Source organism: Streptomyces sp. NPDC005402 (assembly GCF_040606575.1).
Classification (GTDB): Bacteria; Actinomycetota; Actinomycetes; order Streptomycetales; family Streptomycetaceae; genus Streptomyces.
Genome location: NZ_JBEXFB010000054.1, coordinates 1 through 22,600 on the forward strand (window position 1 = coordinate 1; position 22,600 = coordinate 22,600).

General features: G+C 74.0%; 32 protein-coding genes. 30 read left to right on the plus strand and 2 right to left on the minus strand.

The features are described from left to right. Positions 1-552 precede the first annotated feature (552 nt). The 30 genes from ABZT02_RS44865 to ABZT02_RS45010 all read left to right on the plus strand — a co-directional run bounded on the left by ABZT02_RS44865 (position 553) and on the right by ABZT02_RS45010 (position 21,357). Complete coding sequence (locus ABZT02_RS44865) at positions 553-1,029, plus strand: hypothetical protein (protein WP_356029001.1); 477 nt, start codon at positions 553-555, stop codon at positions 1,027-1,029. A 70-nt stretch (positions 1,030-1,099) separates the two neighbouring features. After that, a complete protein-coding gene (locus ABZT02_RS44870; RefSeq protein ID WP_356029003.1) occupies positions 1,100-1,258 on the plus strand; it encodes a hypothetical protein in 159 nt (52 codons plus the stop codon). Then, complete coding sequence (locus ABZT02_RS44875; RefSeq protein ID WP_356029005.1) at positions 1,255-1,494, plus strand: hypothetical protein; 240 nt, start codon at positions 1,255-1,257, stop codon at positions 1,492-1,494. The genes ABZT02_RS44870 and ABZT02_RS44875 overlap by 4 nt, the downstream gene beginning before the upstream one ends. Further along, positions 1,491-1,718: a hypothetical protein gene (locus ABZT02_RS44880; RefSeq protein WP_356029007.1), complete on the plus strand. Its 228-nt coding sequence runs from the start codon at positions 1,491-1,493 to the stop codon at positions 1,716-1,718. Before ABZT02_RS44875 ends, ABZT02_RS44880 begins: the two co-directional genes overlap by 4 nt. 188 nt (positions 1,719-1,906) lie before the next feature. Continuing rightward, complete coding sequence (locus ABZT02_RS44885; protein WP_356029009.1) at positions 1,907-2,098, plus strand: hypothetical protein; 192 nt, start codon at positions 1,907-1,909, stop codon at positions 2,096-2,098. Next, positions 2,095-2,421 carry a hypothetical protein gene (locus ABZT02_RS44890; RefSeq protein ID WP_356029010.1) on the plus strand — a complete coding sequence of 109 codons (327 nt, stop codon included), beginning with the start codon at positions 2,095-2,097 and terminating at the stop codon, positions 2,419-2,421. Before ABZT02_RS44885 ends, ABZT02_RS44890 begins: the two co-directional genes overlap by 4 nt. After that, the gene (locus tag ABZT02_RS44895; RefSeq protein ID WP_356029012.1) at positions 2,414-2,623 is read left to right on the plus strand and encodes a hypothetical protein; all 210 of its coding nucleotides are present in this window, start codon (positions 2,414-2,416) and stop codon (positions 2,621-2,623) included. Before ABZT02_RS44890 ends, ABZT02_RS44895 begins: the two co-directional genes overlap by 8 nt. A gap of 98 nt (positions 2,624-2,721) precedes the next feature. Next, the gene (locus ABZT02_RS44900) at positions 2,722-4,323 is read left to right on the plus strand and encodes a DUF2637 domain-containing protein (protein WP_356029014.1); all 1,602 of its coding nucleotides are present in this window, start codon (positions 2,722-2,724) and stop codon (positions 4,321-4,323) included. A gap of 196 nt (positions 4,324-4,519) precedes the next feature. Then, positions 4,520-5,020 (plus strand): hypothetical protein, encoded by a 501-nt coding sequence (locus ABZT02_RS44905; RefSeq protein WP_356029016.1) that lies wholly within the window; start codon positions 4,520-4,522, stop codon positions 5,018-5,020. Next, on the plus strand, positions 5,017-5,265 hold the full coding sequence (locus ABZT02_RS44910; protein ID WP_356029018.1) for a hypothetical protein: 249 nt from the start codon (positions 5,017-5,019) through the stop codon (positions 5,263-5,265). The genes ABZT02_RS44905 and ABZT02_RS44910 overlap by 4 nt, the downstream gene beginning before the upstream one ends. A gap of 139 nt (positions 5,266-5,404) precedes the next feature. Further along, a complete protein-coding gene (locus tag ABZT02_RS44915; protein ID WP_356029020.1) occupies positions 5,405-7,630 on the plus strand; it encodes a hypothetical protein in 2,226 nt (741 codons plus the stop codon). 14 nt (positions 7,631-7,644) lie between these two features. Beyond that, complete coding sequence (locus ABZT02_RS44920; RefSeq protein WP_356029022.1) at positions 7,645-8,109, plus strand: hypothetical protein; 465 nt, start codon at positions 7,645-7,647, stop codon at positions 8,107-8,109. Between the two features lie 21 nt (positions 8,110-8,130). Then, complete coding sequence (locus ABZT02_RS44925; protein WP_356029024.1) at positions 8,131-8,991, plus strand: hypothetical protein; 861 nt, start codon at positions 8,131-8,133, stop codon at positions 8,989-8,991. Then, complete coding sequence (locus tag ABZT02_RS44930) at positions 8,991-10,514, plus strand: transfer protein (RefSeq protein ID WP_356029026.1); 1,524 nt, start codon at positions 8,991-8,993, stop codon at positions 10,512-10,514. The genes ABZT02_RS44925 and ABZT02_RS44930 overlap by 1 nt, the downstream gene beginning before the upstream one ends. A 67-nt stretch (positions 10,515-10,581) precedes the next feature. Then, positions 10,582-10,740: a hypothetical protein gene (locus ABZT02_RS44935; protein WP_356029028.1), complete on the plus strand. Its 159-nt coding sequence runs from the start codon at positions 10,582-10,584 to the stop codon at positions 10,738-10,740. 120 nt (positions 10,741-10,860) lie between these two features. Further along, positions 10,861-11,373, plus strand: coding sequence for a hypothetical protein (locus ABZT02_RS44940; protein WP_356029030.1), 513 nt, complete (start codon positions 10,861-10,863; stop codon positions 11,371-11,373). 106 nt (positions 11,374-11,479) lie between these two features. Then, positions 11,480-11,818, plus strand: a complete 339-nt coding sequence (locus tag ABZT02_RS44945) for a hypothetical protein (RefSeq protein WP_356029032.1) — start codon at positions 11,480-11,482, stop codon at positions 11,816-11,818. Beyond that, positions 11,815-12,066: a pRL2-19 gene (locus ABZT02_RS44950; protein WP_356029033.1), complete on the plus strand. Its 252-nt coding sequence runs from the start codon at positions 11,815-11,817 to the stop codon at positions 12,064-12,066. Before ABZT02_RS44945 ends, ABZT02_RS44950 begins: the two co-directional genes overlap by 4 nt. A 179-nt stretch (positions 12,067-12,245) precedes the next feature. Beyond that, entirely contained in the window at positions 12,246-12,443 is a 198-nt protein-coding gene (locus ABZT02_RS44955) for a helix-turn-helix domain-containing protein (RefSeq protein WP_356029035.1), read from the plus strand. A 129-nt stretch (positions 12,444-12,572) separates the two neighbouring features. Next, positions 12,573-13,043 carry a hypothetical protein gene (locus ABZT02_RS44960; RefSeq protein ID WP_356029037.1) on the plus strand — a complete coding sequence of 157 codons (471 nt, stop codon included), beginning with the start codon at positions 12,573-12,575 and terminating at the stop codon, positions 13,041-13,043. Further along, positions 13,033-13,809, plus strand: a complete 777-nt coding sequence (locus tag ABZT02_RS44965; RefSeq protein ID WP_356029039.1) for a hypothetical protein — start codon at positions 13,033-13,035, stop codon at positions 13,807-13,809. The genes ABZT02_RS44960 and ABZT02_RS44965 overlap by 11 nt, the downstream gene beginning before the upstream one ends. Next, positions 13,799-14,125 (plus strand): hypothetical protein, encoded by a 327-nt coding sequence (locus tag ABZT02_RS44970; RefSeq protein ID WP_356029041.1) that lies wholly within the window; start codon positions 13,799-13,801, stop codon positions 14,123-14,125. The genes ABZT02_RS44965 and ABZT02_RS44970 overlap by 11 nt, the downstream gene beginning before the upstream one ends. Further along, complete coding sequence (locus tag ABZT02_RS44975; protein WP_356029043.1) at positions 14,122-14,577, plus strand: hypothetical protein; 456 nt, start codon at positions 14,122-14,124, stop codon at positions 14,575-14,577. The genes ABZT02_RS44970 and ABZT02_RS44975 overlap by 4 nt, the downstream gene beginning before the upstream one ends. Before the next feature lie 162 nt (positions 14,578-14,739). Then, positions 14,740-15,132 carry a hypothetical protein gene (locus ABZT02_RS44980; RefSeq protein ID WP_356029045.1) on the plus strand — a complete coding sequence of 131 codons (393 nt, stop codon included), beginning with the start codon at positions 14,740-14,742 and terminating at the stop codon, positions 15,130-15,132. Between the two features lie 140 nt (positions 15,133-15,272). Next, on the plus strand, positions 15,273-16,385 hold the full coding sequence (locus ABZT02_RS44985) for a tyrosine-type recombinase/integrase (RefSeq protein ID WP_356029047.1): 1,113 nt from the start codon (positions 15,273-15,275) through the stop codon (positions 16,383-16,385). A 99-nt stretch (positions 16,386-16,484) separates the two neighbouring features. Then, complete coding sequence (locus ABZT02_RS44990; RefSeq protein ID WP_356029049.1) at positions 16,485-17,225, plus strand: hypothetical protein; 741 nt, start codon at positions 16,485-16,487, stop codon at positions 17,223-17,225. A 321-nt stretch (positions 17,226-17,546) separates the two neighbouring features. Continuing rightward, the gene (locus ABZT02_RS44995; RefSeq protein ID WP_356029051.1) at positions 17,547-18,233 is read left to right on the plus strand and encodes a hypothetical protein; all 687 of its coding nucleotides are present in this window, start codon (positions 17,547-17,549) and stop codon (positions 18,231-18,233) included. After that, a complete protein-coding gene (locus ABZT02_RS45000; protein WP_356029053.1) occupies positions 18,230-19,096 on the plus strand; it encodes a hypothetical protein in 867 nt (288 codons plus the stop codon). The genes ABZT02_RS44995 and ABZT02_RS45000 overlap by 4 nt, the downstream gene beginning before the upstream one ends. Before the next feature lie 1,323 nt (positions 19,097-20,419). Beyond that, on the plus strand, positions 20,420-20,944 hold the full coding sequence (locus ABZT02_RS45005; RefSeq protein WP_356029055.1) for a helix-turn-helix domain-containing protein: 525 nt from the start codon (positions 20,420-20,422) through the stop codon (positions 20,942-20,944). Continuing rightward, positions 20,941-21,357 (plus strand): MarR family transcriptional regulator, encoded by a 417-nt coding sequence (locus ABZT02_RS45010; protein ID WP_356029057.1) that lies wholly within the window; start codon positions 20,941-20,943, stop codon positions 21,355-21,357. The genes ABZT02_RS45005 and ABZT02_RS45010 overlap by 4 nt, the downstream gene beginning before the upstream one ends. A 68-nt stretch (positions 21,358-21,425) precedes the next feature. Here the strand turns inward: ABZT02_RS45010 and ABZT02_RS45015 are convergent, their stop codons facing one another. Further along, complete coding sequence (locus ABZT02_RS45015) at positions 21,426-21,815, minus strand: hypothetical protein (RefSeq protein ID WP_356029059.1); 390 nt, start codon at positions 21,813-21,815, stop codon at positions 21,426-21,428. Between the two features lie 18 nt (positions 21,816-21,833). Continuing rightward, complete coding sequence (locus ABZT02_RS45020; protein ID WP_356029061.1) at positions 21,834-22,499, minus strand: GntR family transcriptional regulator; 666 nt, start codon at positions 22,497-22,499, stop codon at positions 21,834-21,836. Between the last annotated feature and the right edge of the window lie 101 nt (positions 22,500-22,600).

Genomic DNA, 22,600 nt, shown 5'->3' on the forward strand with positions numbered 1-22,600 from the left:
CACGGTTCCGGTGCTCATTTCGCCTCCTCTCTTCCTAGCTTCCTATCGGATGTAGTTGACGTTACACGCCCCAGCACATAACTTCCTACAGGAAGCCACTTCCTACAGGAAGTGGGCGTCACGCCCGGAGAGACAGCGAGAGCGGCCTCGAAGGAAGCGCGGAAGTTCCTTCTCAACTCCACAGAGACCAGACACCGGGGCACCCCGCAGCGGAGACCAGCACCATCGGCGACCGCTCCACCGGGCCCCCGGAACAGGCACCTGCGACAAGCCGTAGGCCCTGCCCGACGTGATCAGCCCCACACCTTCCCTCCCGGCCCCCGCACTTCAGGGGCCCGGAGCCCTGCCCGCCCCTGCACCACCGGGGCCGGCCTTTCGCGTCGGGTGAGACAAGGGCAGAGATCGCACCCCGACGACACCGAGTCGTCGACGTCCAGCACATCGCGCGTCGCGTGTTGTGCCGGGCGTCGCCCACTCGGCACCCCGGCCACCAGGGCGATTGCAGCGCCCCGGAGGCCGCGCACCACCGCACCAGACACCAGGAGGCACCACATGATCCGTACGCTCCGCTCGCACGCGCGTCGCGCCCTCCGCACCGCCGCCGACGCCGTCCGCTCCACCATCGCCCCGGCCTCCCTGGTCCGTGACCGCGCCGAGGAGACCGTGCCGGACCCGGCCGACGTCTTCACCCCCGACGAGATGCCGACCGCCGAGGAGATCGAGACGGCGGCCGCCGCCTACACCGACGCGTGCGACGAGGCCCGCGCCGCCGACCGAGGCAAGCGCAAGTCCCGCAAGCTGCTGGACCGCCTGCCCGCCGGGATCTACGGCCGGTTCACCGTGGAGCGCGCCCCGTCGTCCCGCACGACGGTCGACCTGGACGAGGTCCGCGCCACCTACGCCCGGCTCGGGCTCGGGCCGGTCCCCATGAAGCGCTGCGCCCCGTCCCTCCGCGTCACCGAGGCCGCCGCCGAGCTGGTCGCCTTCCCGACCGCCGACGAGCCCGCCACGGCCGCCCTCGCGGCCTGACCGACCACACCGCCCCACCGGCCCCCGGCACTCCCGCCGGGGGCCGTCGTCAACCCGAAGGGACCAGCTCATGGCCGAAGCACGCGAACCGGTACAGCTCATGGCTGACGTGATCCGTGAGGCCGTCACCTGCGACCGCACGGAGTGCCGCCCGGAGGATCACGTCCGGTTCGTCTCGGAGAACATGCAGATCGCCACCACCGAGAACCTGGAAGGGGCCGTTCGGTGAGCGCGGCCGCCGTCGCCCTCGACGGCGTCGACTTCCGGGACCAGGCGCACCTGCTCCGGTTCACCCGGCTCGCGCACCGCTCCCGGACGCTGGTCCGCGTCGACCGGACGCTCCCGGAGCACTGCCCGGCCCGTGTCACCCAGCACGGCACCCGCCGCATGCTGCTGATCGCCCCGAACCTCACTCCGGCCGAACGGGTCGCGTTCCTTGCGGCCGCTCTCGGGACCCGGCAGTGAGGGGCGGCCGCCGCGCCCCCGAGGGCGCATCCGTCATCACGATCCGCGTCAGCCGCGACAACGGCCGCACCTACATCGAGACCGCGGCCCTCGCCGCCCCGCACGAGGCGCCGGCCGACCCGCTCGCCGAGCTGCTCGCCGCCCCCTGGCCCCCGTGCCAGTGCCCGGCACACCGGGCCGTGTCTGGAAAAACAGACACCCCCCGACTGCCCGGCCCCCGCTGAGCACGACGACGGCCCCCGAGGCGATTGCAGCGCCGTAGTTCGGGGGCCGTGTCGTCGCGCTCCGCACCAGTCACCAGACAAGAGAAGGAGCACGCAGTGCCCGACCGTACCAACACCTTCCCGGCCGTCCCCACCGACTCCGACCCGGACATGGACGAGGCCCTGCGCCGCGTCAGGTCGGGCAAGCGATGAGCGCCGCGACCCCCGAGCCCGAGGCCCGGCACGACTGGGCGGAGGACCTGGCCCATGAGCGCCTGGTCGACTTCACCCGCTCCCACCTCGCGGCCGCGCAGCACGCCGCCGCCGGGGCGGAGGCCGCCACGGTGCAGCTCGGTTTCGTCCAGCTCGCCCGCGACCTGACGGGAGGGCCGACGCCGTGACCGTCCACACCACCGGGCACGCCCGGCTCCACGCTCCGCGCCCCATCGTCTACGCCCCGACCTGCCGGGCCCTGCTGCCCGCCACGGCGGCCGCGACCGAGGGCGGCATCACCGTGGAGATCCCCTCCTCTGCCGACGTCCCCCCGGGGCACCCCCCGGTGGTCGCCGTCTGGTCGGAGGGATTCGACACCGAGCTGGACGCCGCCGGCCTCGACGCGTTCCTCGCCCGCCTGGACGACTTCCGCGACGGGCTCCGCCTGCTCCGGGTCCTGATGGGACCGGTCTGGCACCTGCCCTCCCCGGAGGCGGCCGACCGTGCCTGACCCCGGCCACCGGCCCCCGCGCCGCCTGGCCGTCCGCCAGGCGGCCGCCGTCCTGGTCCTGGCCGTACACGGAACGGCGTGGCTGGTCGTCGCGCTCATCCAGCCGTCGCTGCCCTCGCTGCTCACCTGCCTGTCCGCGTACGGCGCTGCCCTCGCCACCCTCGCCCTGTTCCTCACCACCAGGAGCCGGGACCGCAACTGACCGACCTTCGGGCGCCACGGCGGTCGTCGCTCCCTCGCTTCGGGAACGGCGGCCGCCGCTTCGGACACACTTCGCCCGACCATCACCCGGAGGACCTGATGACCCTCGCCACCCTGCCCCTGACCAACCGCCAGACCGGGCCCGCTCCGGTCGCGCCGTCCCCCGCTTCGGAGGCACCGCCGCCGACTTCGGACACGGCGACCGCCGCTTCGGGTACGACCGCCCACGCTTCGGAGACGGCCGCGACGACTCCGGGGACGGGCCGCCGCTGGAGCCTCCCGGGCGACCTCACCCGGGCGCAGACCTACACCGCCGCGGCGATCGTCGCGGCCGCCCTGGCGCTCGCCGGGATCGGCCTCTACCTCTCGTTCGAGCACGTCGCCGTGTTCGCCCACGACCGGCTCAAGTTCGCGACGCTGGGCAAGGCCCGGCTGTTCACGGTCGGTGTCGACGTCGGCATCCTGGTCCTGATCGCCCTCGACCTGCTGATGGCGTGGCTACGCCGCCCCATCGGGTGGGTGCGCTTCCCCGTGTGGCTGCTGACCGGGGCGACGATCGTCCTCAACGCCGCGAGCGCCGCCCCGGCGGCCGGCGCATGGACCGCCCTGGACTACGTCGCCGCGTTCGCCCACGGCATCGTGCCGGTGCTGTTCATCGCGATCGTGGAGGTCGGCAAGACCGCCATTGACCGGGTGGTCCGCCCCGACGCCCAGGACGGCCCGGGCGTCCCCGTACACCGCTGGTTCCTCGCCCCCGCCCCCACCTTCGCCCTGTGGCGCCGCATGAAGCTGTGGGCGCTCGCCACCTATACGGAGGCCGTGGAGCTGGACAAGGAGCTGCGCGTCTACCGCGTGATGCTGGAGCGCGAGTACGGCAGCGTCCGTAAGGCCCCCTCAGATGCCCGCCTGCCCCTCACGATGGCCCGCTACGGCCTGACCGTCGCGGAGGCCCTGGCGCTCCCCCAGGAGGCCACAGAGCGCGCACAGGCCCTCCGGGACGCCGAGGAGGCCGCACGGGTCGCCGCGAAGGAGCGGGAAGCCGACCGGGCCACCGAGGCCGAGATCGCCGCTATCCGGCGCGCTGGAGCCGTCCAGGCCGCCCGTACCGAGGTCGACGCGTCGACCAGCCGCACGGAGGTCCTGGCGGCCGCCGAGGTCGCCGCCGCCGAGCGGTCCGCGACCGCCGAGACAGCGGCCGTCGAATCGGCATCCGTCGCCGAAGCCGAGGCCCGCCGCGCGGCCGCCGAGCAGCGCGCCGCCGAAGCCCGGCAGCGTGCAGCCGAAGCGGACCAGGCCGCCGCCGAAGTCGAGCGGGACGCGTCCGAAGCACGCCGCCGCGCGGCCGAAGACGAGGCCCGCGAGGAGGCCGCCCGGACCGCCACGGAGCGCGCCCGCCAGGACCGTGCCGAAGCCGAGAAGCTCGCGGCCGAAGCCGAGCAGGGCGCAGCCGAAGCACGACGCCGGGCGGCCGAAGCCGAGCGCGCGGCCGTCGAAGCCGAGGACGAACTGAGCCTGACCCCGCGTGACCGCAAGATCCGCAAGGTGGCCCGGATGATCCTCACCGAGGGCGGCGGGCACCCCGAACACCTCCCGCTGGAGTCGGTCATGGCCGCCTTCACCGTCTCGCAGACCACCGCCTCCGAGTACCGGACGGCGGCCGCGCAGATCCTCGCGGAGGGCTACAACCCGCAGGGCCGGTGACGGCGCGCGCGTCGCGCCACGACCGACCCGACCCGACCCGCACCACCCGAGGGGCGGCCCCACACCGGGCCGCCCCTCACCGCGTCTGGCGATGCCTCCGCCGTTCCCGACCCGCCCCCAAAGGGCCGGGCGCGGCAGCGGGACCGCCAGCCCCGCCCGCCGACCACCCCGCACCACACCCCGAGAGGAGCGCCCCGTGAGCGCTGACCGCTGGACCAGCGACACCCTGCTGACCGAGCAGGGCGTCAAGACGTACTCCGCCCAGGTCCGCGAGCTGTTCCGCCGGTACGCGGACGACTTCGAGACCCTGGCCCGCGAGGTCCGCGCGGACCTGGTGGCCGACCCCATCGACGGAGACAACGCGATCACCGCCCGCTGGCACGCCTGGCAGGTGTCCGGCGCGCTGCGGGACATGGCCAAGCACGCCCGGGCCGTCGTCGCCGCCGGGAAGGCCCTGGAGGGCGACTACCGCCGGGTGTGCGTGGAGCTGCCCGAGAAGCGCGCGGCGAAGGCGGCCGCGAAGGAGCTGCAAAAGGCCGGCCGCCCGCTCCCGGCCGGGGCCGTCACCAACGACGTCGCGGCGGCCGCCGCCCGCCGGGCCATGCTCCCGGCGCAGCCCGGCGACCACGACGACGAGCAGACCGCCCCGGCCCGGCCGGTGACGCCGTGGGGCGACCTCTTCAAGGAGGCCCGGTGACCACGGCTCCACCTCGCCCGGTCGACCAGACGAAGCGGAATCAAGCGGAGTTCTGGAACGCCCGGCAGGCGGCCGCGAGCGACGAGAAGCAGCTCGCGGCCGTCATGTACGACCTGGCCCGCTCCACCGCCGCGAAGGTGGCGGGGCGGGACCCCAATCACCCGATCTGGCGCGAGCTCGCGGAGACCCTGCACCGCTGGTCCGTCGACACACAGCGAGCCCTCCCGGCGAGTGACGCACGGTGAGTTCTTTTTCTTCTTCTTCAGCCCGGCTCCCCGGGTTCGCCGGGCCCCAAGGCGCGCGCACGACGTGCGCGCGCGAGGGTCGCCGGGTCGCTCACTCTCTGTCAACCCCCTTGACCCACCGGAAGGAGGGCTAACGATCATGTCCAGCGACGACGAGGACGGCCGGGTGATCCCGTTCCCGGCCCTCGGAGGACTACGGCCCCCCATCGGCGGCGGCACCACGACCAGCGCCCCGCCGACCCCGCCACCGGCACCGCCCGACGACCCGGAACCGGAATCCGATCTGCTGACCGCGTTCCCGGCCCTCGCGGGCGCCCAGCTCGCCCCGCCCCTCGCCCTGACGCTGCCCGCCCTCGCCACCGACGACGAGGACCAGGGCGACGACGACCAGGCGGTGACCGTCCACCAGGACGGCGAGATGACCGCCCGCGAGGCCGCCACGCTCGGGGTGATGGTGGCCTCCGCGATCACCGTTGCGTGCCTGCGCGGCACCGTGGCGCTCGCCTCCTGGTGCCGGGCCCGGGCGGAGCATCACCGCACGGTGCGCGAGGAGGCCGCGAAGGCAGCCGCGAAGGCAGCCGGGAAGGGCGGCGGCCGCGTTCCCTCCGGTCCCGAGTTCGGCCGCGCGACGCGTAGCGGAGGACGCGCCGGCGCCGGCACCGGCTCCGGTAGCGGCGGCCGGTCGGGAGGCGGGAGCGCTGGAGGCCGCGCCCCGGCGACGTTCCGCTCCGGGTCCGGCTCGCGCGGCGCGGGCGGCTCCACTCGCCCCGGCGGGGGCAACTCGAGGCCGCCCGCCGCGACGCACAGCGGGAAGGGCGGCACCGGCCCGGGCAGCAAGCGCAGGAACGGGTCCGGCTCGGGAACGTCGCCCGGCTCGGGCAGCGGCTCCGGGTCGACGCCGACCAGCCGCCGGAAGCGCAAGGGCGGAGGCGACTCCGGAGGGTCCGGGGGCAGCAGCGACGGCAGCGGGAAGGCCCTGCGCGGACCCAAGGGGATCAAGCGCCGCAAGCCGAAGGGCAGCGGCGACGGATCGTCGCCGGGCGGCTCGGGGACGTCGACCCGCAAGGGCAAGCGCAAGGGCTCGAAGGGGTCCAAGGGCGGCACCTCGCCCGCGTCGACCAGCCCCAAGGGGAAGGGCGGCAAGGGCAAAGGCAAGGGCGGGAAGGGGAAGGGCGGCGGCTCCAAGAGCCCGGCGACCAGGACCCCGACCACACCGGCCACCAGGGGAGCCAGGGCCCGCGCCCTCGCCCGCCGGACCACCGTCCGCGCCGCTCGCCGGACCGGCCGCCTGCTTCGCCGCGGCGGTCGCTACGTCGCCCGGGTCACTCCCCCGGCCGCCCGGAGGACAGGCCGCTACCTCCACAGGAACGGCCGTCGCGTGGCCCGGCACACCCGCCGCTGGTCCCGCACCCAGTGGGACCGGATCACGGCCCGGGCCGAAGCGCGCTGGGAGCGCCGACAGCGGGCCGCCGCCGCAGCTGCGGCCGCCGGGGCCACCGGCCCCACCGCAGGCCCGGCAGCGCCCAGCAGCGGCCCCACGCCGCCCGGCCCCGGCTCAGGGTCCGGTGGGCCCCCCGGCGGTCCCGGAGCCTCGCCCTGGGGACCTGGCCCGGGCGGCGGCCCGTGGGCCGGGCACGGCCCCCTCGCACCGCCCCCGGCCGTGACTGACCCGTACGTCGTGGTCATGGAGCGGGAGGACGGCGACGAGGCCGCGACCGTCGAACTCCCCGAGCTGGTCGTCGCAGACGGCGACACCCCGCCGCCGGACGCCCCGCCCGGACAGGCGTGGGAGCCGCTGCGCGGCGTGGACGGCGGATGGGTCCTGGTCGACGTCGCCGAGCTGGTCGGGCCCGAGCCCGGCCTACCGATCCCGGCGGCCCGCACCGCGGCCGCCACCGCGAGCAAGGAGACAACGCCCGTGACCGAGCTGCCCGCCACTCCCTCCGCCATCGCCGACGGAGTCGCCGCCATGACCGGCCCCTCCTACGACAGCGGCGGGGCTGAACTGACGATCTACGACCTGCTCGACGCCGACGAGGACGCGGCGGAGGAGATCGTCGCCCGCGTCGACACCGCGGCCCAGGACGCCAAGGCGGCCCGCGCGCTGGTCGGCCACATGGAAGACCTCAAGGCCACGATCGTCCGCTACAAGATCCCGGGCGCCCTGTACCGGTACGCCTGCCGCCTCCAGGAGAAAGCCGCCGTCCTGGCGGCCGACGCCGACGCCCTCGCCAAGGCGCTCCCGGCCGCGTCCGAGGCGATCAGCGCGGCGGGCAAGAACGCCGCCGCCCGGCACAAGCCCCTCGCCGACACCACCCGCGACCACGGGCACGCCGCCCCGGCCGAAGTCGAGTACCACGGATAAGGAGCCCGCTACTCATGTCGGAAAACCTCCCCGCCCCCGTCTCCGCCAGCACCAACACGGGCGCCCTGACCTCTTCGGGCGGAGGCTTCGTCAACGCGGTCGCCTACGGCGTCCAGTTCACGGTCATGGTCGCCAAGCTCGCGTCCGCCGGCCTCTCCCTGCGGGGCGTGGGCGCCCGGGTCCGCGAGACGTACAAGTACATCGGCGACTGCGCCAAGAGCGTTGACCACCTCGCGGACCTCGCGGCCAACCTCCGCCCGGCCGTCGACGCGGACACCGTGGGCGAGCACCGCGACGCCGCGAAGATCATGCGCGCCTCCCTCGCCCGCGCTCAGCGCATGGCCAACACCGTGGACGAGATGTCCGTGATGTTCGACCAGGCAAAGGCCGCCCACGAGGGCGACTACGGGGCCGTCAACGACGTCGCGACGTCCATGACGGTGCCCATGGCGAACCGGAACTTCTACCGCAACCGCTGACCCCAGGAAGGAGACACTGCCGTGCCGCTGCCCCCGCTGGACCGAGTGCGCGCCGTCGTCGGACACACCCGAGACGCCGCCGGGCGTGTGGGCGCCGTGGGAGGGGCCGCCGTCCTGGCGGCCTCCCTCGTGGTCCCCGAAGCCGCTGCCGCCGCCCTGCCCGCTGCCGGGATTGTCGCCGGGGGCGGCTACCTGGTGTCCATGGCCCCGGCCGGGGAGGCGGCCCCCGGATGGCTGCGCACCATGTACGCCGCCCCCGCCGTCACCTGCGTTGCCGAGGCCATCGCCTTCCAGTTCGCCCCGGGCATCCGCTGGTGGGAGGTCCTGGCGGCCGCCGGGTGGACCGCCCTCACCTGGTGGCTCCGCCCGTCCAAGCAGGCCCGCGAGTGGGCGACCGAGGCGGCCGGCACCGAGGCGGCCGCCGCCGTGTACGAGCACATCGGCGACGCCGTCGCCGTCCAGGGCGGCCCGGCCGTGCAACTGACCGGCGCCCTGGAGGAGCGCCTGGCGTCCTGGTGGGCCGCACACGCCTCCGTGGAGGGCGGCCCGGCCCCCGGGACCCACCTGGAGCGGATCGCCGCCATCGGGCCCAAGGAGTTCGCCGCGTGGATCGTCGCCGACGTCCCCGGCCAACCCGTCCCGGCCGTGAGCGTTCCTCGGCTGTCCGCCCTCATGGACATCGAGGAGGAGCTGTTCGCCGTGGGGCCCGTCAAGGGCCGTGGCGCCGGGTACCGCCGCCTGCGGGTCGGCGCCGTCGCGGCCGGTGGCCCCGAGGACTTCGCGGAGCTGTGGGCGCAGAAGATCGCCCCGACCGCCATGCCCGGCACGACCGTCGTCGCGGTCCGCGCCGGACACATCGACAAGGAGGACCAGGACCAGTGATGCGCGCCCCTGACTTCGTGGAGATCGAGGTCGCCCGGCGGCCCGGCGAACTGATCGCGTACAACCACGCCGCCCTCGTCTCCGCGCTCGGGGGCAAGGACCCGGCGTGCGTGGCTGTCGAGACGGACGGCCTGTCCCGGGCCCTGATCACCGCGTACCGCAAGCCGCCGTTGGAGAACCTGCGCTACGCCCGCCCCGAGGACCTGGTGATGGACTCCGAGGGGTTCATCACCGTGGGCCGCCACCATGACGGCATGGCGGCCCGGATGCGGCTGTACGAGCCCGGCTCCGGTGCGCAGCGCGGCGCGATGTTCGGCACCACGGGCGCGGGCAAGTCCCGCGCCCTACAGCTGGTCCTCGCCGCCGAGAAGCGCTCCCGGATCGTCTCGTGGCTGTCGGACCTCAAGGGCGGACAGTCCGTCCCGGAGGCCCGGGGGCAAGTCGACTGGCGGGCGACCACCGAGCACGAAGCGATGATGATGCTCCGCTCGGGGCTGTGCCTGGTCATGATCCGCACCGAGCGGTACGCCCGCGTCGGGCGCTCGTACTTCGTCGTCGGCGACCCTGACCCGCTGGTCAACATCCGGATCGACGAGGCGAACCGGCTTCTCCAGGAGGGCAGCCCGTTCCGCGACGAAGCGGCGTTCCTGATCAAGGAAATTGGCCGTCTCGGCAGGTCGGTCGGTGTCGGCATCAGCATCGCCGCGCAGGCCGGCCACATCGAGGAGCTGGGCGGCTCGGACACCCTGCGCGCCATGCTCAAGGAGGGCGACGTCGTCCTGTTGCGCTGGTCGTCCAACATGATGGCCGCGCTCGTCTCGGACGGCCTCCTGCCGCTGGGCTCGGACCTGGTCCCGATCCCGCGCCGCTCCGGTCCGCCCGTCCTGCGCTCCCGGTTCGAGCGCACCGGCACCGTGGTCCCGGGCACCTCCACGGCCGGGCAGGCGTACCTCCTGGGCTCGCCCCGGCCGACCGCCCTCATGCGGTTCTTCCGGGTCGGCTCACCGGTCCCCGTCCCCGGCCTGGACCCGGCCATCGTGGACCTGTACGGCCCGGGCGAGCCCGCCCGGCTGGAGGCCGAATCCGTCCCGCACATGGGCGGCGTCTACGCGGCGCGGGGCGGCCCGATCACCGTGCACGACGTGGCGGCCGCGCATGCCCTGGCGGAGGGCCTGGAGGCCGCCGGGGTCGACCCGGAGTCCACGGCCTACCTCGCCGGGTCCAACCTCGCCCCGCCCGCGCCGTCCCCGGCCGGGCCGACGCTGGACCCCACCGCCCCGGGCGCCGGCCTCATGCCGCCGCCGTCCAAGGGCAAGGGCGCACCGTCCACCCGCAGCCGCATCCTCGACGCCCTCGCCGATGGCCCGCTGAACAAGCACGACCTCCAGGCGAAGGTGAACGCGGACGGCGGCCGCCAGGTGCGGAACATCGCGCCGACCCTGTCCGAGATGAAGGCGCACGGCGAGTTGGAGCAGCCCGAGCGCGGCATGTGGGCCGTGCCCGCTGCTCCCTCGGGCGACTGACCGCCCCTCTGGGGACGTCCGGCAGATCCCTCCCCCGACGTCCCCGGAGGCCGCCATGCTGACCGTCATGGACTTCGAATTCGACTGCTGGCGATGCGGCACGACCTGTGCCGTCCGGGGGAAGCCCCGCGGCTTCTGGAGCACCACCCACTACGAGTTGCCGGGTGAGTTCGACTGCTGGAGCTGCGGCGCGACCAACACCACCCCCGACGAGGACGACGACTGACCGCCCGCCCTCGCGCACCAGGCCCGGAGCACCACGGCTCCGGGCCTTCCTGTTGCCCCACGCACGGCCCCCGGCATCCCCCGCCGGGGGCCGTCCTCGTACCCGCCCAGGAGGCACCCCATGGAACCGACCCGCCCCGAGCAGTCCCGGCAGCTCCCGCCCCACCTCCGCGCGCTCATCGCCGACGTAGAAAGCGCCTACCAGCCCGAGCAGCAGCCCGCCCCGGTCACGTCGTTCCGCGACGAGACACCCGTGCCGAAGACCGGCGAGACCGACACCCCGCCCGTCGTCCAGCCGGAGACGCGCATCGTGCCCTCCTGGGCGGCCGGCATCGCGGTCGGCTCCCTCGGGGTCGGCGCCGGGGCGACCGGCCTCGGGTGCGCCGCCTGGCTCGTCTTCAAGGGCCTGTCCCTGGTGAGCCTGCCGAGCCTCCAGACGTTCGCGCTGATCGTCCTCGCCCCGTTCGTCGGCGCTGCGGTGCTCGCTACGGCGATCGGCGCGGCCATCGCCAAGGCCAAGAGGTCGCACACCACGAACGTCTTCAAGGGCTCCGTCACCGTCACGAACAAGACCGAGGTCAGCAGCACCGCGCGCGGCATGTTCGCCCGCAACCGCAACGACGTCCGCAACTGACTGCCCGGTCGCCCTGCCCGGTCCTCAGCACGCCCGCGCAGGGCGTCCCGAGGGCCCCGCAGGCCGACCGGCCGCCGCCACCACGCACGAACGGAGAACCCGCCTCATGGCCCTACACCGCGCAGTCGGATGCGACACGTCCGCCTGCCTCGCCCTCTACCTCGCCGCTCCCCAGCTCGGGCCCGACGCCGCCCAGCACGCCGCCGCCCGGGTCGGCTGGAGCATCACCGCCGGGGGCCTGGTGAACCGCTGCCCGTCCTGCGCCCGGGGCGGCCTGCCCGTGCTTGAGCGCGGCGAGTGCCCCGTGTGCACCGGCTCCACCTTCGACCGGGCGGACGCCGAGGTCTGCCACTACTGCGGGCACGTCACCCCGCACCCGGGCGAGGCCGACGACGAGGACCAGGAGCACGGCGAGCAGCTGCACGCGGCGGAGGCCGACCGGTGACCGGCGGCCCGCTCGACGGCCGCCCGGTCCGGCCCGAAGACCTCTCGCACTCCATGCTCGTCGCCGTCCTCATGGCGCACGGCGGCTCCCTGACCATCCCGGTGACCGCGTTCGAACCGGACTCCACCGGAGGCCCTGACGGCTCCTGGCACGCCGTGGCGTTGGAGCCGCTGGAGGACGGCACGGTGCGCCTGTCCGTCCGCCCCCGGCCGCCCGACATCGACGGCCCCGGCATCCGATACGAGTGACCGAGCAGCCCTCACCCAAGGCCCCCGGCCGCCCCCTCCGACGAGGGGAGCAGCCGGGGGCCTTTTGCGTGCACACACGCACACCCGCCCGGTATGGCACACTGCCCCGCCACTGTCGCCAAACGCGCCTGTAGACGCTCCCCAGCGCCCGCAGGCGCCACCGTGAAGGAGGCCCCGGGATGGACACCCCCGCACCGCTCGATGAGTGGCTGAGCACCGCCGAGGTCGCGGCCGTGCTGAAGGTGTCGCAGCGCACCGTCCAGCGCTGGGTACGCACCGACCCGAACGTGAAGACGCTGCGCCTGGGAATCAACGGCAGCATCGTGCGCGTCCACCGCTCCGCGATCACCCGCGAGAACACCGCTCCCGCGTCCTGACGCGGGCACACCCCCCGAGGCGGCCGCCACCCGCCTCGCCTCCGGAGGCTGGTTCTGGGCCGCTCCGGTGTCGCTTCACACGCTGCCTGGTTGAGGGCCGAGCGATCACCGAGTACGAGGTTCCGCACCATGCCCGTAGAGGCACCCGCGGCCCCGCCCGAGCGGCCGCCCCTTGCAACGGCCGGGCCCCTGCCCGCCGTCTTCCGACGCCGCCTTGAGGCGGAGTGGTCGGCCGCCATGCCACCCCTGTTGCGGCGCGGCCGGTTCCTCGTGTTCCTTCACGGGGTCCTCGCCCTCGCCGACCCGTACGGCGTCCTCCAGGCCCGGGACGGGCACGACGTCCTGACGTCCCTCGCCCGGGCGTCCTGCGCCCGCCTCGACACGGCGGAGGCTCTGCTGCGCGCGACCGTGGCCGCCGGCCTCCTCGACCGGCGCAGCTCCGAGCGCTTCGCCCTCGGCTTCCCGTACGCGCCCGACTGGACGGCGGCCGTCGACGTCCTCGCCGCCCACGGCGACGCGTCACCTGCCGCGCCACAACAACGGCCGCGCCCGGGCTCCACACCGATCCCACCCACGGAAGGACCGACCCATGCCCACTGACCGTGACGCGTTCCTCGCCCGAGCCAAGGCGTACGCGCACCGACACCCCGACGACCAGCAGCAGGCCGCCATCGTCGCCAGCCTGGACCCGGCATGGACGCCACCCGTGGTGATCCCGCCCGGCCGCACGCTGGACCTCACCGCCGCCCGAGCCCGCCGCGGACTCCCGGCCCCCGTGGCGGCCGCCGCTCCCGGACCGTCGTCCCCGGTGCGCCGGCACCCGCTGAACGTGGGCGCCGCCCGTGCCAAGCAGGCCGCCGCCGAGGCCGCGCGCCGTCCTCCGCTCGCCCCGGCCGGGGCGCTCCGGTTCGTCGCAGGCGGCTCCTGGCGCTGGGCGCACGTCGACTCCATGCTGCCCTCCGCGCGGTCGTGGGTGCGCCTGGCCGCCGACCTCACCGCAGCCGGGCCGCTGCACTCCCTGAGCATCCGCCGGGGCGAGGCCGTGGGACATGGCGGGCATGCCCAGTTCCACCACGGCGACGGCGGCACGGTATGGGCGTCGGTCGTCATCGACCCGGCCGTGTGCGGCTCCTCTCAGCGCACCGAACGCGTCATCGCGCACGAGCTCGCGCACGTCGGGGATGAGCTGGCCAAGCTGGCGACCGTGACGGCCGCCGCCTGGTGGCGAGGCTTCAGCGACCCGCACCGCACGACCGAGGCCGAGGCGTTCGCCGTCGCGGCCGAGGACTGGCTGACGACCAGGACCACGGCCGCCGAGATCATCGCCGCCGCCCGTAAGCACCAGGCGGGCCGCCGTGTCCGATGACCGCGCGCACCCCGTCCTGCTGGGCCTGGCCGTGCGCCTCCGAGCCGTCGAAGTCGCCGACCAGGCCCGCGCCGTGGGGAGCTGCGGGCACCCCGGCGCGAGGTTCTGCAGCGCCCTCGCCCCGGAGGCCGGCGCCTGGTGCGTGGCGTGCGGAGCGGCCCACATGGGCGACCTCCTCGTGTCGCCCTGGTGCGTCATGTGCGACGACTTCGCCCGGCCCGGCCTCACCGCCGCCCGCGCCGAACGGCTGGAGGTCCTGGTCCGCGTGTGCGGCCACTGCCTCACCCGAGACGACACCCCGGAGCCGACACCGTGACCGCACATCAGCCCGTGCCCGTCGACGTCGGGCAGCGCCTCCGGGTGCACCTGGTCCGGTCGGGCGCGTTCCTGGAGCGGCTCCGCGTCGTCGCCCAGCTCGCCGCCGCCGGGACCGGGTACCGCCGCATGGCCCGGTACCTGAGCACCAGCCCGGAGGACGTGCACGCGATGGCGGAGGCAGGCGCCCGTCTCCTCCTCCGTGAGGGCAGCGCCCCCGAGGAGCTGCGCGACGCCCTCGCCGCCCTCCCCCCGCTGGAGCCCCCGCCCGTACGGAAGCCCCGCCCCCGACGTCCCCGTACGCCCCGGGCCGTCCTGGACGACCTCTCACCCCTGCCCCTCGACCTGGACGCCCTCACGGCCGCCCCCGAGCTGGACGACTTCGCCGTGCCGCTGGAGGACCTGGAGGCGTTCGCCGCCGACCCGCCCGTCCTGGACCCCGACGAGCCCTGACCGAGGGCTGCGAAATGCTGCCCTTTCGCTGACCAACGCTGACACAACTCGCTCCCGGCCGTTCCGTATCGCTACGCATCAGCGCAGCTCAGGACGGCCGGGCAGCGATACACCCGCCGCCCGCCGTGCAACGTTCCTGCGAACGCCCCTGGAGGCCGTCCGATGCCGTCTCAGCCCCTCACCACCCGCGTCCCTCCGGTCGTTCATGACCGCCTGCGGGAGATGGCCGCCCGGCGGGGGACGTCCCTCGCCGCGACGGCCGCCGACCTGCTGAGCGCCGCCGTCGCCGAGTCGGGCGAGGGGGCCGGACCGCAGCCGGACGGCGCTCTCGTCGGTGCCGTCCGGGCGCTGCTGAAGGACGTGACCGCGCCGCAAGCCGTGGTGCACCGGGAGTTGGCCGTCCGCCTGGCCCGCACCGTGGAACGCGGGGAGCGCGGAGCCGTCGCGGCCGCCGACCTCCTGACGACCGTGATCGACAAGGCGGTGCGGGCGCAGGACCAGCAGGACAACCCCGTCGACCCGTTGGACTTCCTGAACGGGTTGGGCGGGTTCTAGGCGGCCGCCCTCGCCCGTTCGGGCCCGCCCAACGGCTGACGCGCCGCCACATGTCGTCACCAGTCGCGGAATGTCGCCCCCTGTCGCGTCTGGCTCTTGATAATGTTCCTTCTCTAGAGCCAGACGTGAGGGAGCATCACATGGGAGCAGCGGGCCGAGGGTTGGCCGTCCTGGCGGCCGCCGACGTCGTAGACGCGGAGCTGGTGGACGACGAGACGAACGGCGCGGAGGCGGCCGTCCACACCGACCGGGACCGGCACCTGTCCCCCGAGACGATCGCCGCCATCGAGGCGAGCGCCGCCGACTCCACCCGCCGGGCGTACGGCGCGGACCGCGATCTGTTCGCCGCCTGGTGCGCGACGGAGGGCCGGACGACCGTGCCCGCGTCCGGCGAGACGATGGCGGAGTGGGTGCGGCACCTGACCGTGACGCCCCGGCCGCGCACGAATCGGCCGGCCGGACCGTCGACCATCGAGCGCGCCATGTCCGCCGTGACGTCCTGGCACCAGGAGCAGGGGCACCCCAAGCCGAACATGCGCGGCGCCCGGGCCGTCCTGAACGCGTACCGCGACCGGCTCGCCGTGGACAAGGCGGAGGCCGCACAGGCGCGGCAGGCGACCGCGGCTCTCCCCCCGCAGATCCGCGCCATGCTCGCCCCCACCGACCGGGCCACCCTCGCCGGGCAGCGGAACGCAGCCCTCGTGCTCCTCGGCTTCGCCACGGCGGCCCGCGTCTCCGAGCTGGTCGCCCTCGACCTAGCGGCCGTCGTGGAGACCGAGCACGGCTACGACGTGACCGTGTACCGCAAGAAGGTCCGCAAGCACACGACGAACGCGATCCTGTACGGCACCGACCCGGCCACCTGTCCCGTGCGGGCGCTGCGCGCCTACCTCGCCGCCCTCGCGGCCGCCGGGCGCACCGAGGGCCCGCTGTTCGTCCGCGTCGACCGGTGGGACCGCATCGCCCCGCCCATGACCCGGGGCGGCCGCCCGATCGGAGACCCGGCCGGACGGATGACTGCCGAGGCCGCCGCCGAGGTCATCGAGCGCCTGGCCGTCGCCGCCGGCCTTTCCGGCGACTGGTCCGGCCACTCCCTCCGCCGCGGCTTCGCCACCGCTGCCCGGGCCGCCGGACATGACCCGCTGGAGATCGCCCGGGCGGGCGGATGGGTCGACGGCTCCCGCGTCCTGGCCCGGTACATGGACGACGTCGACCGCGTGAAGAACTCCCCCCTCGTCGGCATCGGCCTGTGACCGGCTGAGGGGCAACGGCGGAGCAGGAGTCACAGAATCGGCATATGCCATGTCAGGCTAGCCCTGACATCGGTCTTCTGTCAGGGCTAGCCTGACAGCATGGCATCGAATGGTGAGCAGATCCCCGACCCCGCGACCGACCGGTACGGCTACTCCCGGACCGCCCTGGCCCGCCTGGTTCTGGCGTACGAGCTGCAAGAGCTGGCCGACCGCGCCATCGGCGGAGTGCCGACCGTGAACGACTCATGGAGCCAGCCCGGCGAGACGGTGAGCGACGCCCTGGACCTGGTCCACCAGGCGCAGGAGGTGCTGACCCGGGCCGTGGTCTACGAGCGGGTCAAGCACACAAGCTGGGAGGCCATCGGCGAGGCCCTGGGGGACATCACCCGGCAGTCCGCGCAGGAGCGGTACCGCGAGGCCGTGCAGGAGTGGAAGGACTCCCAGCAGGAGCCCTACTACGAGCCGTCGCACCCGGGCGGTGTCCGGGGTGTGCGGCTGCACCCTGCCGCGATGGAGCCGACCGCAACCGGGCGGAGCCTCGACGCATGGGTGCACCAGCACGTGAAGGGCCGCCCCGAGATCGAGGCCGACGAACACCCGGTGACCGGGCACCTCCCCGCGCTGTCCACGGCGGAGGAGATGGTCCAGGTCCTCGACGCCCTCAACCACCTGTACGGGGACATGCACGTGCCCACGGACCCGGGCAGGCGCGCGCAACTGCTGGAGCGCAAGGCCGCGCTGCTGGACCGGATCGCCGTCGAGGACGGGCGACCGGAGGCCGCCGAGCAGGCAGCCGAGGCCCGTGCCCGTGCCGCCGAACTGCGGGCCGACACCGCATGACCGAGGACGTCAAGGACCGTGCTGTGCATAACCGGCCTCACCCTGTGGAGTACTGACCGGACAGACCGAGGGCCCCGCCGCCGAGACCGGCGCGGGGCCCTTCGTCATGTTCAGTGCCGAGCCCCCTCGCCCCCGCTGCGGAGCGTGGACATACCCGTACGTCCAGGGGCGAGGCGGGCCGGACCGCCGCACAGTACCGCTGTCGGCGGTCGCCCCGCCCGCTCCCGCATGTCTGGGCCATTCGCCGCGTATCGGGGCACGTCGGGCGTTCGGGACCGGGTGGCTGTCCTCGCGGCCGGGCCGGGCCGCTACGGTCCCGGCATGACGTCACCAGACACAGACCTCCCACCGGAGGGCGTACGTATCGCGTTCGTCGGCAAGGGCGGCAGCGGCAAGAGCACGGTCATCGGTCACCTCCTGGCCCACTGGGCGGAGGACGGCATCCCGGCGGCCGCGCTGGACGCCGACGAGCCCGGCGACGAGGAGAACGGCAGCCTGGTTGAGTGGGCCGACCTCGCCGACCTCGGGGCGCCGGTCTACCCGGCCCCGGCCCGCTCCGGTATCCGGGAGCGCGCGAAGCAGGTCACCCCGGCCGGGGGCGTCCTCGCCGTCGACACCGGGGCCTGGATTCGGAAGGCCGGCGGAACGCACTTCGCGGTCCTGTCCGCCGTCGACCTGGTCGTCCTCACCCTCGCCCCGACGCGCATGGAGCTGGACCGCGCCGCGTCCGTCCTGGCCGCGCTGGAGCACCTGACGGAGGTCGGCGCGCACTGCCCGCGGCTGGTCATCTGCCTGACGATGGTCAACCCGTCCGCGGCCGCCGCCGACGAGACGGAGGCGACGCTGCGGGAGGCCGGTTACCAGGTCCTCGGGACGCGCGTGCCGAGGTCGGACGCGCGGGACGGGTACGGGCAGGCATTCGGCCGGCCGCCGCGCCTGGTGCCCGACTCCCCCATGGACAAGCTCGCCGCCGAGCTGGTCGCCGTCGCCGCCGAGGTGTCCCGGTGAGCGCGGCCGCCGCACGGTCCGGTGGGGACGACCGGGGCGCGCTGCTGCGCCGGTCCAAGGAGAAGCGCACCGTCCGCCAGGAGGCCGCGCACCTGCCGGTCCAGCAGTCGCTCCCGGGCCTCCCTGGCGTCCCGCAGACCATCGACCCGACCCGCTACACCGGCACGCCCGCCGACCGGCTCGCCGCGCTGGAGGAGGCACTGGACACGGCGACCGGCAACGTCGGGGCCCTGGTCGACACCGCGAAGTCGTGGCTGGACATGCAGCGAGGCATCGTCCTCCGGGAGATCCGGGACACGGACCTGTACAAGGTCCGGGCGGACACCTTCGAGGCGTACGTGTCCGCCCGGTGGTCCATGTCCCGGCCGCGCGCGTACGAGCTGATCAAGGCCGCGCCGATCCAGCTCGCCGTGTCTGGAAAAACAGACACCGCCCCGCCGTCGACCTCGCACGCCCTGGCCCTGGCGCCCGTGTACGAGGAGGCCGGCCCCGAGGGCGCGGCGAAGGTTCACCGCCAGGTGCAGGCGACCGCCGAGGAGACCGGGAAGCGCGCGACCGCACAGACAGTGCGGAAGGTCGCCCGGGCCCTCGGGTACGGACAGCCCACGGAGGCCGCGCCGGTCGGCGACGAGGACCAGGACCAGGCCCCCGTCGACCCCGAGGCGGGGCGGCGGGCGCTGGAGGTCATAGACCAGGACCGCGAGACGCTGCGCCGGATCTACGACCGGCTCGGGGAGGCCGGGCCCCTCGCCCTGGCGGAGGACCCCGGGAAGACGGACGCGCTCCTGCGGGACGTCCGGCAGTTCGGGCAGCGGCTCGCCTACCGGGCCGGGAAGCTCGCGGAACGGGCCGACGAGTCGTGACGGCGGGGCGCTCCCGGCCGGTGTCAGTGCCCGGTGCGAGACTGGCCCGCGTAGGGGCGGCTCCTCCTCGGGGGCCCCTGCGATCACGGGAGACCGTGAGCGGGTGAATGGGCGGTAGGGCCCGGCGCGAGTGCGGCGCCGGGCCCTCGCCATGTTCAGGCCCGCGTTGCCCTACCGGCTGTTTCTCGGATGCCGAGCTGGGCGTTCACTCGATAACCGGCGGTCTGGCGGAGCTAAGCGGCGGAAAAGAGCCTCTTAGCCCTGCGTCCCCATGCGGCCCTCTGCGGGGCGCATGGGGCATCTGATGGCCGGAGAGGCGCCCGGAGGGGAGATCGTCCACGTACGGGCCACCCAGGGGCGCGCATGGCCCTGCTCTGCCCGGTGGGCGTCTTACCGGTTGACCCGCCGTTGTAGGACACCGGACCTCGCGGCCCGGTCCGGCAGTGCGTCGCCTCCGGAGGCCGGACCCTGCCAGGCGGGGGGTGCGCGCCGTTGCGGCCTCCTACTAGCGACCCCTCCGCTTCGCTCCGGGGCTACGGGCTACGCCCTTGCGCACACCCCCGGCGGGCTCCTCCGGACCCCCGCCCGCCGGGGCCTGGTCCCCGAAGTGCGCCCCGGCACCTACCGCACGCCCCGCCTTGCGACCGTGCGCACGCGCGCCTCCTCGTCGGCTGGCCTTCCCTGGTGCGGGTGATCAGACGGCGGGGAGATCGACCTCAGCCACAGAACGGCAACCGATGCGGCGGGGGCGCCGACGATGGCGGTACGGAGGTACCTCAGCCACCCACCGGTAGAACCACGCTGATCCCTGCTTGTGGCCAGCTCTGGAGGCCCAGCGGCCGCCAGCGGCGGCCCGGTGGCATCAGTCGGGACCCGCAAGCCCGCCAGGGCTGAGGACGCGCCGACCCCATGCGCTTACCGGCTGGACACCGGACCGCCGGCCCCTTCCTCGTAGGGGCTAAAAGCGGCAGGTATGACGGGCGGGCGGTGGCCGAGGAGCGGCGCCAGGTGTGCGTCGTGGTGCCCACGGGACGGGGCGCGCCTTCTAAGGAAGAAGGGGCCCGTGCTCCTGACCTGCGGAAACGCTCAGCTAAGAGGCGAAAAACCGCCGGTAACAGGGCGAAAAATAGCCTCTTAGCTACCCTGTGCGCGCCCCCCATCGCGGACGGTGGCGGCCCCCTCGGAGGCATCCATGCGTGTGACACGCGCGCCTAAGAGGCTGTTTTCCGGATGCCGACCTGCTAGTTTCCTCACGGAACAGGCGGTTGACCGGAGCTAAGGGGCGAAAAAGCGCCCCTTAGCGGGACGATGGGAGAGGGCAGTATGACCACACGGAGGGGCCGCGAGAACGTGGCCCTGGTCAACCTGGACACCGGCGAGGCGGTGGCAGCGCGGCCGCGTACGCCCCACCAGTTCGACGGGAAGGGGTACACGTTGCAGGCCATCGGCAGCGAGGTCCCGCTGTACTCCCTCGGTCTGGCCGCTGCGGAGTGGGCGACGCTCGAATGGCTCCGCGAGCACGGCGCGGCGGCCGGGTACGTCTCGCTCACGCCCGAGGAGCTGGGCGAGGACATCGGCGCCAATGACTCCACGTGCCGTAAGGCCCTGGCCCGGCTGGTCAAGCTCGGGCTTGTGGTGAAGCCCTCCCCCCGCGCGGCTGCCTACCAGCTCAACCCGCTCCGATACTGGGAGGGTGCCGGGAGTACTCAGGTCAGCGCGTGCCGACGCATCGCGCCGCCGCGGGTGACCCCGGACGACAAGGCGCTCACCAGGTCTGCCAGCAAGCCCAAGAGCGCCCCCACGACCGCCCCGGCTCCCCGCCGCCGCGCCGCAGGAGGGACGCGATGACGACCATGCCCGTTGAGTTCTTCAACCCCGAGCGCGACCTCACCGCCCCGTCGCTCTACTCGCTGAACCTCTCCGCCGCCCAGCACTGCACGCTCGCATGGGTGGAGGACCACGGCGGCCTGTTCGACGCCATCACGGTCCAGGCCGAGACTGTCGCCGAGGACTGCGGTAACTCCGTCTCCACGGTCTACGACGCCCTCGCCCGTCTGGAGGGCCTGCGCCTCCTGGTGAAGACGGCCGCCGGCCTCTACCGGATCAACGCCCGGTACTACTTCACGCTGCACCCCGAGCTGCGCGAGATGGTCGCCGCTGCTCTCACCGACCCGCCCGTCACCCCGGACGACCGCGCCCGTGCGCCCCGGAAGGTCAGCAACACCGACTCCCGCCGCCGCCGGACGATCCGCCCCGTCTGACCGCACAGCACAGCGCCCCCGCTCCGATCTCCCTGGAGCGGGGGCGCTGTGCTGTCCGGGCGGCCCGGTCAGGCCTTCCCAGCCGGGGCCGGTTCCTTCCACCCGATCAAGGCGAGGCTCCTGGTCGCGTCGTCAAGGTCGGCGAACAGGGCGCGGGCTGTCTTGCCCGCGCTGTTCAGCGCCGCCCTGGCGTCAGCGACCACGGTCTCGTCGTCGGTCGCCGGTGCGGTGTGCAGGTGGCCTCCGTCGTGCCACTCGCCGACGATCTCCGAGAGCTGGGTCATCGTCAGCGTCAGTCGTTGGGCCAGCAGCTTCAGGCTGCACGCCACCTCGTACGCGTCCTTGAGCCGCTTCAGGTCGGCGTCATCGGCACCAGCGAGGGCGGCACGAATGCGCTGGTTGGTGCCGTTGACCGCTTCGGCGGCGATGCCTGCGTGTTGCATGGCTGTGCGGTCCATCAGGTCCTCCAGAACGGGTCAGGAAGCTTCCAGGTCGAGGGGCTGCCCGGGGGCGTAAACGGCCTCCCCCACGCCGATCACGTCGTCTCCGGTGGCGTACACGGTCCGTGTGATCAGCACGGCGTACGTGCTGCCGTCGAGGCCGAGCGCTTCGAGGTCGTCATCGGTGGCGATACGAGCGTCTGCGACAACGGAAACGGGCTGCACCGGGTTACCGGAGCGGGCGGTGTAGACCGCCTGCCAGGTCGGGTTGCAGGGTGCCGGTTCGTCCAGCTCCGGGACGACGGTGACGACGTCGAGGCGCACCCAGGAGCGCGACGCCTCATGGATCACGTCTCCCCGGCGTACGGTCCTCGCCCGCTCCACGCACTCTCCCGCGCCGATGTGCTCAGCGACCCAGGCCGGCGCTTCCGCGCGCCTGCTGTACCGCCACTCGATGCGCTCGCCGGGGTGCGTGATGCCCTTGACTCTCCGGGCTCCCGCGATCAGCGCACGGCGGCCGCGCACGAACACGCCTTTGCCCTGGCTGCTGTAGACGAACCCCTCAGCCTTCAGTAGGCCGACAGCGCGGTAAACGGCGTTGTCGGAGAGCCCGTAGGTCTCCATCAGGACGCGCGTCGACGGAAGTTTCTCGTCCGCTTGAAGGGCCCCCGATTCGATCTGTTCCCGCAGGTCATCGACCATGTCGGCCACGGTTCCGGTGCTCATTTCGCCTCCTCTCTTCCTAGCTTCCTATCGGATGTAGTTGACGTTACACGCCCCAGCACATAACTTCCTACAGGAAG

What these genes read in the sequence shown, in the direction of transcription:
- ABZT02_RS45020 (WP_356029061.1), bottom strand. Translation starts at nt 22,499, where the DNA reads ATGGTCGATGACCTGCGGGAACAGATCGAATCGGGGGCCCTTCAAGCG.
- ABZT02_RS44985 (WP_356029047.1), top strand. Translation starts at nt 15,273, where the DNA reads ATGGGAGCAGCGGGCCGAGGGTTGGCCGTCCTGGCGGCCGCCGACGTC.
- ABZT02_RS44870 (WP_356029003.1), top strand. Translation starts at nt 1,100, where the DNA reads ATGGCCGAAGCACGCGAACCGGTACAGCTCATGGCTGACGTGATCCGT.
- ABZT02_RS44940 (WP_356029030.1), top strand. Translation starts at nt 10,861, where the DNA reads ATGGAACCGACCCGCCCCGAGCAGTCCCGGCAGCTCCCGCCCCACCTC.
- ABZT02_RS44935 (WP_356029028.1), top strand. Translation starts at nt 10,582, where the DNA reads ATGGACTTCGAATTCGACTGCTGGCGATGCGGCACGACCTGTGCCGTC.
- ABZT02_RS45015 (WP_356029059.1), bottom strand. Translation starts at nt 21,815, where the DNA reads ATGGACCGCACAGCCATGCAACACGCAGGCATCGCCGCCGAAGCGGTC.
- ABZT02_RS44965 (WP_356029039.1), top strand. Translation starts at nt 13,033, where the DNA reads ATGCCCACTGACCGTGACGCGTTCCTCGCCCGAGCCAAGGCGTACGCG.
- ABZT02_RS44955 (WP_356029035.1), top strand. Translation starts at nt 12,246, where the DNA reads ATGGACACCCCCGCACCGCTCGATGAGTGGCTGAGCACCGCCGAGGTC.
- ABZT02_RS44995 (WP_356029051.1), top strand. Translation starts at nt 17,547, where the DNA reads ATGACGTCACCAGACACAGACCTCCCACCGGAGGGCGTACGTATCGCG.
- ABZT02_RS44900 (WP_356029014.1), top strand. Translation starts at nt 2,722, where the DNA reads ATGACCCTCGCCACCCTGCCCCTGACCAACCGCCAGACCGGGCCCGCT.
- ABZT02_RS44885 (WP_356029009.1), top strand. Translation starts at nt 1,907, where the DNA reads ATGAGCGCCGCGACCCCCGAGCCCGAGGCCCGGCACGACTGGGCGGAG.
- ABZT02_RS44980 (WP_356029045.1), top strand. Translation starts at nt 14,740, where the DNA reads ATGCCGTCTCAGCCCCTCACCACCCGCGTCCCTCCGGTCGTTCATGAC.
- ABZT02_RS45005 (WP_356029055.1), top strand. Translation starts at nt 20,420, where the DNA reads ATGACCACACGGAGGGGCCGCGAGAACGTGGCCCTGGTCAACCTGGAC.
- ABZT02_RS44865 (WP_356029001.1), top strand. Translation starts at nt 553, where the DNA reads ATGATCCGTACGCTCCGCTCGCACGCGCGTCGCGCCCTCCGCACCGCC.
- ABZT02_RS44960 (WP_356029037.1), top strand. Translation starts at nt 12,573, where the DNA reads ATGCCCGTAGAGGCACCCGCGGCCCCGCCCGAGCGGCCGCCCCTTGCA.
- ABZT02_RS44915 (WP_356029020.1), top strand. Translation starts at nt 5,405, where the DNA reads ATGTCCAGCGACGACGAGGACGGCCGGGTGATCCCGTTCCCGGCCCTC.
- ABZT02_RS44945 (WP_356029032.1), top strand. Translation starts at nt 11,480, where the DNA reads ATGGCCCTACACCGCGCAGTCGGATGCGACACGTCCGCCTGCCTCGCC.
- ABZT02_RS45010 (WP_356029057.1), top strand. Translation starts at nt 20,941, where the DNA reads ATGACGACCATGCCCGTTGAGTTCTTCAACCCCGAGCGCGACCTCACC.
- ABZT02_RS44930 (WP_356029026.1), top strand. Translation starts at nt 8,991, where the DNA reads ATGCGCGCCCCTGACTTCGTGGAGATCGAGGTCGCCCGGCGGCCCGGC.
- ABZT02_RS44990 (WP_356029049.1), top strand. Translation starts at nt 16,485, where the DNA reads ATGGCATCGAATGGTGAGCAGATCCCCGACCCCGCGACCGACCGGTAC.
- ABZT02_RS44920 (WP_356029022.1), top strand. Translation starts at nt 7,645, where the DNA reads ATGTCGGAAAACCTCCCCGCCCCCGTCTCCGCCAGCACCAACACGGGC.